Genomic DNA, 16,458 nt, shown 5'->3' with positions numbered 1-16,458 from the left:
AGGGGCCGACCTTGACTCTCCGTCGAGCGCCCCTCGGGGATCTATGCAGAAAGCCACCAGGCCGGCGGGGTAGTTGCGCGGATCCGTGAACGCACGCAAGATCGCCGACGTCGGCGGTAGGCAGGGGGATGAGCATGAGCTACGAGCCCGAAGCCCAGCGCGCCGCGGCCCACTCGGTGACCGAGCTCAGGGACCCCACAACCTTCCCGCCGGCAGCGGTGGAGCTGCTGCAGCGCACCCTCGAGGAGTTCGAGCGGGTACACGGCACGGAGCACACGAGGACCGTCGATCTCCGTCGCCACTTCGCGGTGGTGCTGCAGAGCAGAGGTCGCGTGTCCGAGGCCCTGCCCCACTTCGAGCGGGTCCTGCTGGCACATGAGCGCTCGCTCGGGTCGTCCGCTCCCGAAACCCTGGAGGCGCGCTACGAGCTGGCGCTCGCTCATCGTGATGCCGGCCGTCACGAGCAGGGCCTGATCGTACTGGCGGACACCGTCGTCGAGGCCGAGCGCACGCTCGGCGCCGGGCATGCACTCGCCATCGCCAGCCGGCAGCTGCGCGCCGAACTTCTTGACTCAGGCGGCGGATGACGCAGCGGAGCCGCGGCGCCCCCCGTGGACGCCGCGGCTCCGATGTGGACCTGGAGGGACTCAGTCCGCGAGGACCCAGAACTCCTTGAAGCGGGTCTTGAACGTCCAGGTGGACGTGTGTCCCTTCGGGAGGAAGGCCGCGTCCCCGGCCTTGACCTCGACGAAGCTGCCGTCCTCGAGCTCGATCCGGGCCTCGCCCTCGAGGACGTAGATCATCTCGTTCTCGGTGAGCTCGTAGGTGGTCTTGGCGGGGTCGCACTCGAAGAAGCCGCATCCCCGGGCGCCGTCCGTGAGGTCCTCGAAGAGGGTGAAGCCACGCCCTGCGGGCTCTCCGCTGTGGACGGTGACCCCTTCGGGCTGCCAGGTCTCGAGCGTCGCGGTCTCTGCTGTGGCGGACCTGATCGTGGTCATGAGATTCCTCCAGTTCGTCGGCGGTCACCCGGATTCTGGTGAATGTCGGAGGCACCGCTGTTGTCAGAACCCGCAAGCATCAGTGCACGGATGCACCATCAGTGCACATGAGACGCGCATGGGAGCGACGGTCGTAGTCTGCGAGGGTGACACTCGAGGACGACCTGCGAATGCTGGCCCAGGGAGTCGAAGCCCGGTTGCCGGCGCTGACGGAGACGATCGTCCGGCGTCTCCGGGAAGAAGTGCCGGAGTTCTACAAGCTCGACGACCCAGTATTGGGGGACGCCGAGAGCGACGCCATCGCAGCGTCGCTCCGCGACATCCTGGACGGTCTCGTCGAGGGGCGGACCCCTCCCGAGCAGGCATCCGACCGCATCCTGCGTGAGGCTCGGCTTGCGGCGCAGGCCGACATCGATCTCCACGCCTTGCTGCGTACCTCCCGGGTGGGCCAGGCCGCGACGTGGGACTGCTTCCTAGAGGTCGCTGATGAGCTGCTGCCCGACGCGGGCCAGCGGCTGCCGGTGCTGCGCCACGCGAGCCAGTACCACTTCGCATGGAACGATCGCGTCGCCGCATCGATCATCGATGCCTACCAAAAGGAGCGGAACGCGTTCTACTTCCACGGGCGCGACCGCAAGCGGCGCGCCCTGGTACGGGACCTGCTCGCCGGGATACCGGTCGACGAAGCAGCGCTCGGCTATTCCCTCCGTGGACGTCACCTGGGGATCGTCGTCTGGGGCGACGCGCCGGAGGCGGCCCTTAAGCAGCTGACGAACACGCTGGGCTGGCAGTCGCTGACCGTCACGGGGACCGCGGGGACGGTGCTCGGCTGGATCGGCCGGCCAGCAGGAAAGGCGTCCGGCGACGACGACCTGTCGCGGCTGAGCCTGCCCTCGGGCACCCACCTCGCCTGCGGGGAATACATGAACGACGTCGAGGGGATGCGACTGACCCACCGGCAGGCCTGGCAGGCCTACCGCGTCGCCAGGATCAAGGGTCAGCCGATCACGTGGTACCGCAAGGTTGCCTTGGAGGCCCTGGTCCTGCGGGACCTTCCCGCAGTGCGGAGCTTCGTGCGGCAGGAACTCGGCCCTCTCTACGGCACTGCGGAACGTGCAGTGGTTCTGCGGGAAACGTTGCGTGCCTACTTCGCCAGCGGCCAGAACGCAGCGTCGGCCGCAGCCGTCATCGGCGTGCACGAACGGACGGTCGCGTACCGGCTCCGCTCGGTGGAGAAGTGGCTGGGCACATCGATCACCTCCGTGCGGGACGAATTGTCCGTCGCGCTTCGCCTTTCCGAGCTGTTCCAGGGCGCGACGGAGGAGCGGGATCTCACGTTGCAGGAGGAGCAGGCCTTCGACGGAGCTCCCCTCTAATGCCATGGGGCAGGTGCGTCAGCGGTCCGCCGCGCGGCGGACAGGCTCGCGGACAGTTGTGCCCGCCGTGCGCCCTGCGAGCGCCGGCACCCACGGCGACGTAGGTCAGCAGCATCCCGGCTAGCAGGCCCTAGCGTCTGCACACACAGAATTGGGAGCCGCCGCAGCGTCGACGTCGGGAGCGGACCACCGTCGATGCCGTCATACCGGGCCTTGCCGAACTCAGCAATGTCGCAAACGGTTTTGCGCGATAAGGGATAATCCTGTTAGCCAGGTCACTTCAATACTTCCTCGACTGAGCAAACGCCTCACGAGGAGAAGAGATGTCGTCGAACGTCGCCGAACACGCACCGGACGGTCATGAGGAACTCAAGGGGCTGCAGCAGGGCACACTGAGCCTGCCCAAGGCCCTGGGTCTCGCCGTCGTCACGTTCAGCCCGGTGCTCATGGCCGCCACCGCACCCGCCCTGGCCGGTCCGGTCGCCGGCTCCAGTGCCTGGTTGTCCGTCCTCGCCGGTACGGTCCTCGTCGCCTTCATCGGCGTGGCGATCGTCCCGTTCGCCCGCCGCTACGTGGTTTCCGGTGCGCTCTACTCCTACATCGGTCATGAGCTGGGCTCCAAGCCGAGCACACTCGCAGGTGCTTCCCTGGCCGTGGGCTACCTCGCCGGGGTGATCGTCTGCCTGCAGGTCTTCGGCGTGTACGCCGGGAGCTTCATCGCCAATGTCTTCGACCTCCCCGCGGCCAATGGCGTGGTGGGCCAGGCGATCATGTATGCGCTGGCCATGCTGAGCGTCGCCTGGTTCGCGATCCGCGGCCTGGACACCTCCACCCGGCTGAGCATCGGCCTGCTGTTCGTGGCCACGCCCATCGTCGCGATCGTCCTGGTGGCCAACGTCTTCACGGACGGTTTCGCCTTCGGCGACCAGTTCACCTTCGGCGACTTCACTTTCAGCGGCTTCTTCGCCGGTATCGTCCTGTCGGCCACCTTTTTCGTGGGTTTCGAGTCCAGCGCCGCCACGGCGCTGGAGACCAAGGACCCGATGCGCACGATCCCGCGACTGATGACGCTGGTGCCGGTGATCGTCGGCGGCGTCGGACTTGTCGCGACACTGCTCACTGTGCCGGTCCTGCCGGCCATCGCCGATGCCACCGCGAACGGTGAGTCCCCCCTCTCCGCGATGGCCGACAATGCCGGACTCGGGTGGCTCGCCCCGGTGGCGGACCTGTGCCTGGCCGTCATCTGCTACGCGGTGGTCCTCGGGTTCATGAACTACGCGCCACGGGTGTGGGCCACGATGGCCGTCGACGGGATGCTGCCGAAGTCGCTGGGTCATGTGGACGAGAAGCACAAGACGCCCGTGCGAGCGATCGTCGTCATCGCCGTGCTCTCGACGATCGTGCCGATCGTGCTGTCGGCAGTCACCGGCGGTACCCCGCTCGATGTCTACGCCCACGTCGCCACGCTGTACCCATACTACTGGGTCATTCCGTACGTGCTCATCTGCGCCGGGGCCATCGTCCTGCTGGCCCGCAAGCGCGAGCTGAACGCCGGCACGGTCATCGCCGCCGTCATCGGCGGGATCGGCATCTTCTACGTGTGGCTGAGTGCCGTGCTGAACCCCACGGACACCTCCTACGACGCAATGACCTGGGCCGCTCCCGTCACCATCGCCCTGGCGCTGCTCGTGGTCGTGCCCATTCGGATGCAGTCCAGTCGGCGCTCCCGCGACGCCCGACCCGAGGTCCCCGCGGCTCGAGTCGACTGACCGGTACTACGTGATCGAAGGCGGTCATCCGTCTGAGGTCCTTCCGCCGGCGCATGAGATCGGCGGGCACACGTCCGGCTCGGCCACTGCCAGAGGCAGTGGCCGAGCCGGACTGCTTGCGCATCGGCACCAGCAGGGAGCCGACGGTCGGAACTGCGCGTCGACGGGGCGCCCAGGGCGGCCGAGGCGTGCCCCAGCATGGTCATCCGGGCGTCGAGCTCGCCGGCCATCGGACCGGGCGGCGGCTTAGTGCGACGCGTCGAATCCCGCGATCCGGGCCAGCTGCTTAATCAGCTGCCCCGCCTCGCCGAGCCGTCATCCGAACAGGGGAACCGGCTTCGTGACTTACCGGGGTGGCCTGACCCGGCTACGCCGCCGGCGTCCTCACCGCTCGGCGGTGCAATGGATCGGCCCGTCGGTGCTGGTCAGTCGCTCGCCGGAGCCGCCCCAACGTCCGGCGATGATCTCCGCGGCGATCGAGACGGCCGTCTCCTCCGGGGTCCGGGCGCCCAGGTCCAACCCGATAGGGGAGGACAGTCGAGCCCGTTCCTCCTCGGACAGCCCGGCTTCGGACAGCCGCTCGACTCGTTCCTGGTGCGTCCGGCGTGAGCCCATCGCGCCCACGTAGGCGACCGGGATGCGCAGCGCCACCTCGAGCAGCGGGACGTCGAACTTCGGGTCGTGGGTGAGAACGCAAAGGACGGTCCGCTCGTCGATCCGGCCGGCATGGACCTCCGCCCGCAGATACCGGTGCGGCCACTCGACGACCACCTCGTGCGCCTCGGGGAAGCGCTTGGGGGTGGCAAAGATCGGGCGGGCGTCGCAGACGGTCACCCGGTAGCCGAGGAAGGCGCCGACCCGGGCAACAGCGGCGGCGAAGTCGATGGCGCCGAACACGACCATGCGGGGAGCCGGCGCGAAGGCGTTGACGAACAGCGACAGGTCGTCGCCACGGCGCTCACCGTCGTGGCCCACGTGCAGCATGCCGGTCCGGCCGGCGGCCAGCATCCCTCGAGCATCGGCGGACACGGCGTCGTCCAGCCGCTGCAGGCCGAGCGATCCCGACGCGCGGTCGGGCCAGACGACCAGCCGCCGTCCCACCCGCTCGTCGGGGCCCGCGACGCAGGTGACCACGGCGACCGGCTCGTGTCGTCGGACCGAATCGCCCACCTGGCCGAGTTCCGGAAAGGACTCCCGGGACACCGATTCGACGAAGACGTCGAGGATGCCGCCGCAGGTCAATCCGACGGCGAAGGCGTCGTCGTCGCTCACGCCGTACCGCTCGAGGGTGGGCAAACCGGTGTCGACGACGTCCTTGGCCTCCTCGTAGACCGCGCCCTCTACGCAGCCGCCGGAGACGCTGCCCACCGCGGTGCCGTCGGGTCCGACGAGCATCGAGGCGCCGGCCGGGCGGGGCGCCGACCGCCAGGTGGCTACGACGGTGCCCATGCCGACGGTCTCGCCCGCCTGCCACCAGCCGATCAGCTCCTCGAGCACTTCACGCATGCTGGATCACTCCCGTCAGCTCCTCGAACGCGGCCATGCTGTGCCCCGACACGAAGTGGTCGACCGACGGCAGAGCCGCCCGCATGCCGCCGGTCAGGGGTTCATAGCCCGCACGGGCCTTGTGCGGGTTCACCCAGATGACGGCGTGGGCGAGCCGGCGCAGCCGGACCATCTCTGCGCCCAGCAGCGCCGTCCCTCCCCGCTCCCAGCCGTCGCTGCACACGACGACGATCGCGCCGCGAGCGATGCCCCGTTGTCCCCACCGGTCCAAGAAGGCCTTGAGCATGTCACCGAGCCGGGTGCCGCCGGACCAGTCGGGGATCGCCGAGCCGCTGGCGGTCAGTGCCCGGTCGGGATCGCGCAGCCGCATCTCGCGGGTGACCCGGGTCAGCCGGGTCCCGATCGTGAACACCTCCGTGGACGACGGCCGTGCGCGCGCCGCGACGTGCGCGAAGCGCAGCAGCGCGTCGGCGTACGGGGCCATCGATCCGGAGACGTCGACCAGCAGGACGACGCGCCGCGGGCGCGCCTGCCGCCGGTGCCGCAGAAGTCGGGTGACCTCGCCGCCGCTGCGCAGCGCGCGCCGCACCGTCCGCGCCTGGTTCACCGACCCTTGGGCGCTGTGCCGCCTGCGCCGGGAGGGCCGCATCGGCGTCGCGGGCGCCAGGAGGGCGAACAGCCGGCGCAGGTGGGCGCGTTCGGCCGGGGTCAGCTGCGCGACGTCACGGTGTCGCAGGACCTCCTCCGCGCTGGCGGCAACCGACAGATCCGGCTCGTCGGACCCGTCGTCGCCGTCAGTGCTCCCCGCCTCGAGCGGCGCGGCGTCGGTCGCGTGGACCTCGGGACGCGCGTTCTTCTGCGGGACACGCGGCCGCTCGCCTGCGAAATACGCGGCGAAGGCGGCGTCGTAGCGGTCGAGGTCGTCCGGCCCGCCGCAGAGGGTCAGGCGACCGGCCCAGTAGACGGCGCCCGGATCGAGGACGTCCAAGGCACCGAGCGCCGTCAGCATTGACTCGACCCGATCGGGCGACGCTGCAACCCCTGCGTGACGCAGCGTCCGCGCGAAGCTCAGCACGGTGTCGACGACGTCCCGACGTGCTGGAACAACCCCGTCCGGAGGCTCGCCCCGTGCCTGCGGCGGGGTAGAGGGACGGACTCCTTCAGCCACCGAACAGTGCTCCTGGCGCCATGGCCTGCACTCGCTCGGTGTCCTCGCGATACTTCAGAACCGCACCCAACGTGCGGGCGGCCAGGTCGGGGTCGAGGTCACGGGCGCCGAGGGTGTGCAAGGCGGTGGCCCAGTCCATCGACTCGGCGATGCCGGGTGGCTTGAGCAGGTCGAACGTCCGTAGCCGCGCCGTCGTCCGGGCGACCTCGCGGGCCAGCTGCTCGGTCACCTGGGGCAGCCGACGGCGCAGGATGGCCACCTCGCGGTCGAACTCGGGGTGCTGGAGCCAGTGGTAGAGGCAGCGGCGCTTGAGGGCGTCGTGCACCTCGCGGGTCCGGTTGGAGGTGAGAACGACCAGCGGCGGCGTCGTCGCCCGGACGGTGCCCAGTTCGGGGATGGAGATGGTGAAGTCCGACAGCACCTCCAGCAGGAAGGCCTCGAACTCGTCGTCGGCCCGGTCCACCTCGTCGACCAGCAGCACGCTGGGCGAGTCCTCCAGGGCCTGCAGCAGCGGCCGGGCCAGCAGGAAGCGTCGGTCGTAGAGGGAGGCCTCCAGCGACTCGGTGTCCTCGGTGGCATGGGCGGCCTCGGCCGCGCGCAGGTGCAGCAGCTGGCGGCCGAAGTCCCAGTCGTAGAGCGCCTGGCTGGCCTCCAGCCCCTCGTAGCACTGCAACCGGTAGAGCGGCCGGCCGGTGACCTGGGCCAGCGCGTGCGCCAGGGCGGTCTTGCCCACCCCCGCCTCGCCCTCCAGGAACAGCGGCCGGTGCATCACCAGCGCCAGGTAGGCCGCGGTCGCCAACCCCTCATCGGGGAGGTATCCGGTCGACTCGAGCGCCGCCGCCATCGATTCCGGTGCGGCCAGCGCGTCGGTCCCGTCGTACGAACCCTGCATCGCCACGTCGTGTGTCCGGTCCATCGAGTCCTCACTCCGGTACGAGCCGGCGCTGCGGCAGCCGATCGGTCGGCATCGCCCGTCCTCGCGCGGCATGCCATTCGAGGCCCCTGTTACCGAATGGTTGCCCAAGAGCGGACGCGAGCGCTCTGCGGATTCCGCGCAAGCCGAGCGGTCGCTTTCCGGAGGCGACAGACGCTCGCCTGCGGCCCGCACTCGGGCGTGCCCGCTCGGTGTTCGTCGCCGGCTCGGTCGCGGGGGCCGCCCTCCAGCGGCCGGCTACGGTGCGCAGCCGAATCGGGGAAAGGGGCAGCACCGTTCCGGGCCGGATGGGATGAGGACTCTCCTGGCTGGGCCGGGGCAGTTGTGCGCCTTCCGCAAGACGTGGCCGTCGAATCTGCGGCAAGTGCACTGTGGCCGCCGGCAGAGCCGCCCGGACACTGGCTCGGGCGCACCGCCTGGCTGCAGGACGACGGCTGCGTGGTCACACGATCACAGACGGGACGAAGGTGGACGCAACTTCCGTGACAGTTACCCGACCGAGCCCGTGGCTCGCGGAGGCGCTCGCCGTGGAGCCTCCGACGCAGGGAACAGCCCTGAGAGGGCGGACGACCGCCGACGTGTGCATCGTCGGAGGCGGTTACACCGGGTTGTGGACGGCGCTGGAACTCAAGATCAGACGGCCGGACCTGGACGTTTGCCTCGTCGAGGCAGGGGTGTGCGGCAGCGGGGCCAGCGGCACCAACGCCGGCATGCTGATGAACCTCTGGCCCAAGTTTCCCTCTCTGGAGGCGCTGGCGGGTCGGACGGAGGCCACCTGGTTGGCTCAGCAGTCGAGCAATGCCGTCGAGGACGTCATCGGGTTCTGCCGGGACCACGGCATCGAGGCCCACATCGAACGACGGGGCTGGTTGTGGGCGTCGAGTTCTCCTGCCCAGGACGGCGCGTGGACCGAATCGCTGAACCTGGTCGAAGGGCTCGACGGTACTCCCTTCCGGGTCCTCGACGGTGATACCGCCCGAGCCCTGGGAAGCACGGCGCTGCGTGGAGGGGTTCTGGACCCGACGTCGGCGACTCTTCAGCCGGCACTGCTCGTCCGGGGCCTGCGTCGGGTGGCGGTCGAGCGGTACGGGGTCCGAATCTACGAGCACACCCCGATGAGGGCCACGGAGGAGCGGGGCAACCGCACCCACGTCGTCACTCCGCACGGGCGGGTCGAGGCCGGTGCGGTCGTGCTGGCGATCAACGCCTGGATGAGTGCCTTCGCCCACGTCCGACGGACCATGGTGATGAGCGCCAGCGACAACGCCATCACCCGTCCGCTGCCTGCCGAGCTGCTCGCCGGCGCGGGAGACCCGGGACTGGGCGTCAGCGACTCGACCCGGATGCTGAACTACTGGCGCACCACTCGGGACGGGCGCGTGGTCTTCGGCAAGGGAGGGGTGGGGCTCGGATTCCGTCAGCACGGAGCACGGTCGATGTTCGGGCCGGTCAGACGCGACGCGATCATCCGGCGTGAGTTCGACCGCCTCCTCCCAGCGCTGGCCGGGGAGGACTTCGCCGCGACCTGGCGGGCGCCGGTCGAGTACACCCTCACGTCGTTGCCCTACTTCCGGCAGCTGCCCGGTCGTAGCCGGGTGTGGTTCGGCACCGGCTACTCCGGTGACGGTGTGGGCCCCAGCCGCATGGGAGGTCGGATCCTCGCCAGTCTGGTGCTCGGCGAGGACGACGAATGGTCGAACTGCGCCTTCACGCAACCGCCGCGCGGCTGGCTGCCGCCCGAACCGTTCCGGTTCCTGGGCGGCCAGGTGGTGAAGCACGCCATGATCAGCAAGGAGCGAGCGGAGAACGACGGTCGGACGCCGGGCTCGGTCGTCGGCGCACTGAGTCGCCTCGATCCGACGACCTGGGTCTGAGCCGCGGCGGCCGGTTGCGGCGTTCCGCAGCGACGTCCTCCGCTCACGGGCTCATCTCTCGGGCGATCAGCCGCCGATGGCCGACATCGGCCGCGCCGGCTGGAGGAAGCTCGGGTCGTCGATGCCGTGGCCGGGAAGCTTCCCCAGGGTGGCGATCCGCCAGCGGTCGGCGATCTCCTGGTCGGAGGCGCCCTCGCGCATCGGCGTCCGCAGGTCGGACTCCTCGCGGGCGAACAGGCAGTTGCGGATCTGACCGTCGGCGGTGAGGCGCGTCCGGTCGCAGCTGCCGCAGAACGAGCGGGTCACCGAGGCGATGACGCCGACCGTCGCCGGTCCGCCGTCGACCAGCCAGCGCTCGGCCGGAGCCGAGCCGCGGGCCTCGGTGTCCGGGGTGAGCGTGTGCGCGGCCGACAGCCGCTCGAGGATGTCCTCCGCGGTGACCATCTCGCCGCGGGTCCAAGCGTGGTGGGCGTCCAGCGGCATCTGCTCGATGAACCGCAGCTGGTAGCCGTGCTCGAGGCAGAAGTCCAGCAGGGGGACGGCGTCCTCCTCGTTCATGCCGCGCAGCAGGACGGCGTTCACCTTCACGGGGGTCAGCCCGGCCGCGGAGGCGGCCGCGAGCCCGGCGACGACGTCGTCGAACCGGTCACGGTGGGTGAGCTGCTTGAACCGGTCGCGGTCTACGGTGTCCAGGCTGACGTTGATCCGGTCGAGCCCGGCCCCTGCCAGCGCCGGCGCGACCCGGGCCAGGCCGATCGCGTTCGTCGTCAGGCTGACCTCGGGGCGCGGCGTCAGGGCGGTGGCCCCGGCGACGATGCCGACCAGGCCGGGCCGCAGCAGCGGCTCGCCGCCGGTGAACCGGACCTCCTCGATGCCGAGCTGCTCCACCCCGATGCGCACCAGGCGCACGATCTCCTCGTCGGTCAGCACCTCGACCTTCGGCAGCCAGTCGAGACCCTCGGGCGGCATGCAGTAGGTGCACCGGAGGTTGCAGCGGTCGGTCAGCGAGACGCGCAGGTCCGTCGCGACGCGACCGTGCCGGTCCACCAGCCCACCGATTCCCGGCTCGGGCGCCGCGACGGCACGGCGCACCACGGGCTGAGGCAACGTCACGGCACATCGACGATGACATCGTGCCCGAATTCCACGGGTCCCACCGTTCTCTCGAGGCGTGAGCAGGGGTACACACCAGTCTCCAGCGAGCGCCCGGCTCGTGAGTAGGCAGAATCCCGTCAGCGGGTCGGGGAAGTTGCGGTGATCCGTCAACCCGCCGGGAGATGACGCGGTGCGGTCGTATACCAGGATGAGGAGCGGTGGACCGACGAGGAGAGTCGTCGTCGGCCAACGCCCTGCGGCGGGAGCGGGTGGCGGTCCTCCGGGTCGCGTGAGCCGTGGCGGCTGGTACGCCGTCGCCTCTATCGGTCCGTGTCGATCAGGTCCTGCTCGGATTCCGCAGCTAGTCGGTTCCCTTTGTCGGTCCAGGGCAAGGCTTCGCGGCCGTGGAGCTCGCGATACTGCTGGAGACACGCCTCGGATCCGGTGACGCCCTGCCGACACACAGCGCGCCAGCCGGGACGGTGCCGCGTGACACCACCTGTGGCGACACGTTTTCTGGAGAGGGCTCTCGTGACCAACAACAGCGGTACTGCTGCGCTGCAGCCGGAGCAGGAGATGCTCAACTGGGGGCGCCTCATCCTGGACGGCGTGCCGTACGCCGATCTGGTGAGCGCCCGTGACCGCGACCCGTCCGTGACGTGGTTCGACCACTGGATGGAGACGGCCGCGAACTACGAGCGGCTGGGCGAGCAGGCGCAGGCTGCCGGTCACACGATCACTGCCGGCGAGTACTTCGTCCTCGGCTCGCTCGCGGCGCAGTACGCGCAATTCCTTTGGTTCGACGACCGTCGTCGTGTCGGCCAGGAGCGCAAGGTGGAGCTCTACCGCCGTGCCGCCCCACTGCTCAACCCGCAGGCTGAGCGCTTCGAGCTGACTGTGGACGGTGCCACCGTTCCTGGTTACGTCCGAGTGCCCGCGTCCGGAAGCGGCCCGTACCCGACTGCGGTCCTGCTCGGCGGTCTGGAGTCCACGAAGGAGGAGAGCTACCAGTTCGAGCAGCAGCTCCTCGCTCGGGGCATCGCCACGGTCACCTTCGACGGGCCGGGGCAGGGCGAGATGTTCCCCGAGGTCCCGCTGCGCGGTGACTACGAGCGCTACACCTCCGCGGTCGTCGACTACGCCGAGAAACTCCCCGAGATCGACGCCTCACGGATCGGGGTTGTCGGCCGCAGCCTCGGCGGGCACTACGCGCTGCGCAGCGCCGCCCTCGACCAGCGCTTCGTCGCCTGCATCTCCTGGGGTGGCTTCGCCGACATGGACTCCTACGACGACGAGACGCCGATGACGAAGGAGAGCTGGAAGTACGTGACCGCCTCGTCCACGCACGAGGAGGCACGCGAGCGGGTCATGAGGCTCATGGACGTCCGGTCGGAGCTCCACAAGCTCCGCGTCCCGACGTACATCCAGCACGGCATGCATGACGAGGTCCCGGTGAGCGAGGTCGACGTGGTCAAGCAGTTGGCTGTCGACGCACCGCTGACCATCGTCATCGAGCCCCACGGTGACCACTGCTGCCACAACCTCGGGCCGCGCCCCCGCTTCGAGATGATCGACTGGCTGGAGGAGCAGCTCAAGCCGCGCGCCTGACACCACCTCTTCGCTGCGCTGCTGCCCTCCACCGGTCCGCCGGTGGAGGGCAGCGGCGTTTCGGCATGTCTGGCCTGAACGGCGGCAGGGGAGCTCATTACTCGCGGAGAGCGCTGTCCGCCGAGGCCGGTGCTGCCCTCGGCGTCCGCGCTGCGACTGCCCGCCTGCGGGATCGGAAGAAAAGCCTCCCGCCCTTGTCGCCTGCTGTGTACTTCGACACATCGGTGCGCCTGCACGCTTCTCGCCAACGAGGTCACGGACCGAGTGACCGCCGCGAGAAGGAGAGCTGACATGAGGGTGACCGGGGTGGGACCGCGTCGTCGTTGGGCGACGTCCGTGGTGGCGGCGTCGGCCGCGCTGGCGCTGACCGCGTGCAGCAGCGAGTCAACCGCTGGCGGTGGCTCCGACGGCGAGCCCGTCAACGAGGAGGCCGCACAGGTGGTCCAGGAGGCCCAGGAACGGATCGAGGCCCGGCTCGCCGGCGAGACGTACGAGGAGCCGCCGAGCGAGGGACCGGCAGCCGTCCGCGGGGCCCGGGTCGCGATGGTGAACGTCGGTACCCAGGCACCCACCGGCGCCCACGTCGCCGAGAACGCGGAAGAGATCGCCGGGATCATGGGCTGGGAGCTCAGCATCTACGACGGCGAGTTCAACCCGACCAAGTTCCAGGAGGGCATCCGGCAGGCCATCGCCGCACAGGCCGACGTCATCTGGCTGTTCGCCATCGACTGCCCGGTTGCCCGCACCGCGCTGGAGGAGGCCAAGGCCGCCGGCATCCCGGTCATCTCGCAGGAGGGGGCTGACTGCAGCGACGTCGAGGACGGCGCTCCGAGTTTGTTCACCCACAACCTCGAGTTCGCCGACGGCGACTTCATCGAGTGGGGCCGGGCGCTGGGCGCCGCGCAGGCCGACTACCTCATCGCCGAGACGGGCGGTAATGCCCGCGTCATCGAAATCTCCGTGCCCGACCTCTATGTGACCGCGGCCCTGCACGAGGGATTCGTCGAGCGTATGGAGGAATGCTCGACGTGCGAGATCGTACAGACGATCGAGAACTCCGCTGCAGCGCTCGGCCCGGAGCTGCAGGCGAAGGTCGAGCAGGCGCTGCTGCGCAATCCGGATGCCAACGGGCTCGCCGTGTCCTACGACGACCTCATGACGGCGGGTGGCGCGGCCGCGGTGATGGCCTCGGGTCGATCGAACGACCTCGCGGTGGTCGCGGGCACCGGCTTCGAGCCCAACATCGAGCTGGTCCGAAAGGACCAGGGGCAGGACGCCGGATACGGCATCGACTACGGCTACGAGACCTGGGCCGGTGCCGACCTGGTGAACCGCTTCCTGGCCGGTGCCGAGATCAGCCCCTCCGGGGACAGCCTGGGCTTCTACGACGGGGACAACCTGCCGGAGAGTGGCTCCTACGCCAGCCCCATCGACTACCGCCCGGCGTACACGGAGGTCTGGCAGGGATGACCGACGGGTTGACCACTCCGGCGGGGACCGCCGGTTCGAGCAACGGTGGTCTGGCGCTGGCGAGCACTGGGGTCACCAAGACCTACGGTGCCACCAAGGCGCTCGACGACGTGAACGTCAGCGTCAGCGCCGGCCGCATCCACGCGCTGATGGGCGGCAACGGCTCAGGCAAGTCGACGTTCATCAAGGTGCTCGCCGGGGTGGTCACCCCGGAGGACGGGCGGCTCTTCCTGTCAGGGGAGTGGACCGACGCGCGCTCGCACACCCCTGCACGGGCCAAGGCTGCCGGCCTTCACTTCGTGCACCAGCAGAACTCCACGTTTCCCGACCTGACAGTGGCGGAGAACCTTGCCCTCGGGCGGGGATTCGAGCAGACGCGGGTGGGAAGCATTGCGTGGCGAGCCCAGCGCGACCGGGCTCAGGCAGTGCTCGACCGGTTCGAAATCTCCGTCTCACCCGACGCGGCGGTGGTCCGCCTCAGCGCTGCCAACCAGATGATGGTCGCCATCGCGCGGGCTCTGCAGGACCAGGATCAGGCCGGCGGGCACGGCGTGCTGATCCTCGATGAACCGACGGCCAGCCTGCCCAAGCACGAGGTGGAGGTCCTTCTCGACGCGTTGCGTCGCTATGCGGCAGCGGGCCAGACGATCGTCTACGTCTCCCACCGGCTCGAGGAGGTGACCGCGATCGCCGACGAGGTGACCGTCCTGCGCAACGGGCGGGTCGCCTCGGTGCTCTCCGGCGGCGAGATCACCCATGACGCCCTCGTCGAGGGCATCACCGGAGCACGGCTGTCGGTGGTGACTGTCTCGGAGTCGAAGCCCCCGACCGTCGACTCCGATGCGCCAGTCCTCACCGCCCGGACGGCGGACGGGCTGGAGGCGGTTTGCCTCCGGCCCGGCGAGATCGTCGGATTGGCCGGCCTCCTGGGCTCGGGGCGTTCCCGGATGCTCAAGCAGCTCTTCGGCGTCCTGCCGAGGCCGGAGCTCAGCGTCGACCTTGGGGGACGCTCCCTCAGACCGGACGACGTACGGGGGGCGATGCGGCGAGGAATAGCGTTCGTGCCCGAGAGCCGGTTGGCGGAGGCGGCATTTCCCGACTTGAGCATCGCCGAGAACCTGTCGATCGCCCGGCTCGAGGCGTACTCCACCGCGGGGTACATGCCCTCCCGTCGCGAGCGGGGGATCGCTAGCCGTCTGATCAGCACGTTCGGCGTCAAGGCGCCTTCCGCCGCCGCGCCTCTCACAGCACTCTCGGGTGGCAATCAGCAGAAGGTCGTTCTCGCCCGCTGGCTACAGCGCGAGCCCCGGGTACTCCTTCTGGACGAACCGACACAAGGCGTCGACATCGGGGCGCGCAACGAGATCTATGCCCTCGTCCGCCGCGCCGCACTGAGCGGGATGGCGGTGCTCGTGGCGTCGTCCGACTTCGCCGAGCTCGCTCAGCTCTGCCACCGGGCGATCGTGGTCAGCAAGGGCCGCGTGGTCCGTCGGCTCGATGGCCCTATCACCGAAGACCTGCTCAACGATGCCGTGTACCAACAGGAGAAGTCAGCATGACCCAGACCGTCGACACCAGCCCTCAGGAGCCTTCCGTGGTGGACACCGCCGCGCCGAGCGGACGCCCGACCAAGCGACGCCTGGCCTCATTCCTCGAGGCCTACGCGTTGTTGGTCATGTTGGTGGTCATAGCGCTGTTCTTCACGTTCTGGCCGGAGACCTCGTCGACGTTCCCGACCGCGGCCAACATGCGCATCCTGGTGGCCAGCCAGGCGGTCATCGGAGTCATCGCCATTGGTGCGCTACTGCCTCTGCTGGTGCAGGAGTTCGACCTCTCGGTCGGCGCGGTGGCGGGGGTGTCGGCGATCTTCGTCGCGGCATACCTGTCCGATGACGGAAGCGTGCTGGTGGGGGTCCTGCTCGCCGTGGCCATCGGCCTGGTCGTCGGATCGATCAACGCGCTGCTGGTGACGCGCGCTCACGTGAGCGGCGTCATCACCACGCTCGGCATGTCCACGATCCTCGCCGGGGTCATCCTGCAGAGGACCGGCGGCCTGGCTCTGGCCAGCGACATCCCGGCAACGCTCACGTCGTTCGGCACGGGACTGCTGGCCGGCGTCCCGTTCATCTTCGTGACCCTGATCGTCATCGCGGGCATCGTGTACTTCGTCCTGGCGCACACGTCGTTCGGGCGCGCGATCTACGCGGTGGGCTCGAACAGTGAAGCGGCCAAGCTGGTCGGTCTCCGGACGGACCTGATCCGCGGGATCGCCCTGGTGGCGAGCAGCACGCTGTGCGCGGTCGCCGGCCTGCTCTACGTCGCTCGTGCCGGCGGAGCCTCGCCCAACGTGGGGATCAACTTCACGCTGCCGGCGCTCGCTGCCGCGTTCCTGAGCGCTGCCGCGGTCCGTCCCGGTCGCTTCAACGTCTGGGGGACGATCATCGCGATCTTCTTCCTGGCGGTCCTCAACAATGGACTGAACCTGGCCGGGATGCCGCGCTACGTGAACGACTACGTCAACGGGGGGGGCGCTGATCATCGGCGTCGCGCTCGCAGCTGCCCTGTACCGGCGTCGGACCACCTGACCCGCGACACCGGACGCACGGCTCACGCTCCGGTGCCCGCCGATCGTGCCTTCACGGACGGCGGGCACCGGCCTC

At 69.6% G+C, this 16,458-nt stretch carries 12 protein-coding genes and 1 pseudogene; 8 read left to right on the top strand and 5 right to left on the bottom strand.

Features of this window, described 5'->3' with window-relative positions; all coding sequences use genetic code 11:
* The first annotated feature begins 134 nt into the window (after positions 1-134).
* Complete coding sequence (locus tag GCU60_RS16545; protein ID WP_163207224.1) at positions 135-587, top strand: tetratricopeptide repeat protein; 453 nt, start codon at positions 135-137, stop codon at positions 585-587.
* A 60-nt stretch (positions 588-647) separates the two neighbouring features.
* Here the strand turns inward: GCU60_RS16545 and GCU60_RS16540 are convergent, their stop codons facing one another.
* Positions 648-998, bottom strand: coding sequence for a cupin domain-containing protein (locus GCU60_RS16540; RefSeq protein WP_163207222.1), 351 nt, complete (start codon positions 996-998; stop codon positions 648-650).
* Between the two features lie 146 nt (positions 999-1,144).
* On the opposite strand from GCU60_RS16540, the gene GCU60_RS21715 reads away from it, so the two are divergent.
* On the top strand, positions 1,145-2,374 hold the full coding sequence (locus GCU60_RS21715) for a helix-turn-helix domain-containing protein (RefSeq protein ID WP_163207220.1): 1,230 nt from the start codon (positions 1,145-1,147) through the stop codon (positions 2,372-2,374).
* Positions 2,375-2,697: 323 nt separating this feature from the next.
* On the top strand, positions 2,698-4,143 hold the full coding sequence (locus GCU60_RS16530) for an APC family permease (RefSeq protein WP_163207219.1): 1,446 nt from the start codon (positions 2,698-2,700) through the stop codon (positions 4,141-4,143).
* Positions 4,144-4,527: 384 nt separating this feature from the next.
* On the opposite strand, the gene GCU60_RS16525 is transcribed toward GCU60_RS16530, so the two are convergent.
* From GCU60_RS16525 to GCU60_RS16515, 3 genes are all read right to left on the bottom strand, one after another.
* Positions 4,528-5,649, bottom strand: a complete 1,122-nt coding sequence (locus GCU60_RS16525; RefSeq protein WP_163207217.1) for an XdhC family protein — start codon at positions 5,647-5,649, stop codon at positions 4,528-4,530.
* Positions 5,642-6,658: a vWA domain-containing protein gene (locus tag GCU60_RS16520; protein ID WP_163207215.1), complete on the bottom strand. Its 1,017-nt coding sequence runs from the start codon at positions 6,656-6,658 to the stop codon at positions 5,642-5,644. Before GCU60_RS16520 ends, GCU60_RS16525 begins: the two co-directional genes overlap by 8 nt.
* Positions 6,659-6,809: 151 nt before the next feature.
* The gene (locus GCU60_RS16515) at positions 6,810-7,733 is read right to left on the bottom strand and encodes an AAA family ATPase (RefSeq protein WP_239521324.1); all 924 of its coding nucleotides are present in this window, start codon (positions 7,731-7,733) and stop codon (positions 6,810-6,812) included.
* A gap of 596 nt (positions 7,734-8,329) precedes the next feature.
* Here GCU60_RS16515 and GCU60_RS16510 point away from each other — a divergent pair.
* On the top strand, positions 8,330-9,625 hold the full coding sequence (locus GCU60_RS16510) for an FAD-dependent oxidoreductase (protein WP_204262192.1): 1,296 nt from the start codon (positions 8,330-8,332) through the stop codon (positions 9,623-9,625).
* Between the two features lie 66 nt (positions 9,626-9,691).
* Here the strand turns inward: GCU60_RS16510 and moaA are convergent, their stop codons facing one another.
* Positions 9,692-10,738 (bottom strand): GTP 3',8-cyclase MoaA, encoded by a 1,047-nt coding sequence (moaA, locus tag GCU60_RS16505; RefSeq protein ID WP_345770649.1) that lies wholly within the window; start codon positions 10,736-10,738, stop codon positions 9,692-9,694.
* A gap of 513 nt (positions 10,739-11,251) precedes the next feature.
* Between moaA and GCU60_RS16500 the strand changes: the two genes are divergently transcribed.
* From GCU60_RS16500 to GCU60_RS20500, 4 genes and pseudogenes are all read left to right on the top strand, one after another.
* Complete coding sequence (locus tag GCU60_RS16500; protein ID WP_345770648.1) at positions 11,252-12,328, top strand: alpha/beta hydrolase family protein; 1,077 nt, start codon at positions 11,252-11,254, stop codon at positions 12,326-12,328.
* Between the two features lie 291 nt (positions 12,329-12,619).
* Positions 12,620-13,798, top strand: coding sequence for a sugar ABC transporter substrate-binding protein (locus GCU60_RS16495; protein ID WP_163207210.1), 1,179 nt, complete (start codon positions 12,620-12,622; stop codon positions 13,796-13,798).
* Complete coding sequence (locus GCU60_RS16490) at positions 13,795-15,357, top strand: sugar ABC transporter ATP-binding protein (RefSeq protein WP_163207208.1); 1,563 nt, start codon at positions 13,795-13,797, stop codon at positions 15,355-15,357. Before GCU60_RS16495 ends, GCU60_RS16490 begins: the two co-directional genes overlap by 4 nt.
* Positions 15,354-16,304 (top strand): annotated as a pseudogene (locus GCU60_RS20500) (ABC transporter permease); the annotation flags it as partial. The gene GCU60_RS16490 and the pseudogene GCU60_RS20500, both read left to right, overlap by 4 nt.
* Between the last annotated feature and the right edge of the window lie 154 nt (positions 16,305-16,458).

Origin of the sequence: Blastococcus saxobsidens (assembly GCF_010682065.1) — a bacterium.
Classification (GTDB): domain Bacteria; phylum Actinomycetota; class Actinomycetes; order Mycobacteriales; family Geodermatophilaceae; genus Blastococcus; species Blastococcus saxobsidens_B.
Note: the sequence above shows the minus strand (reverse complement) of the source record. Positions and strands in the feature narration are given on the sequence as shown.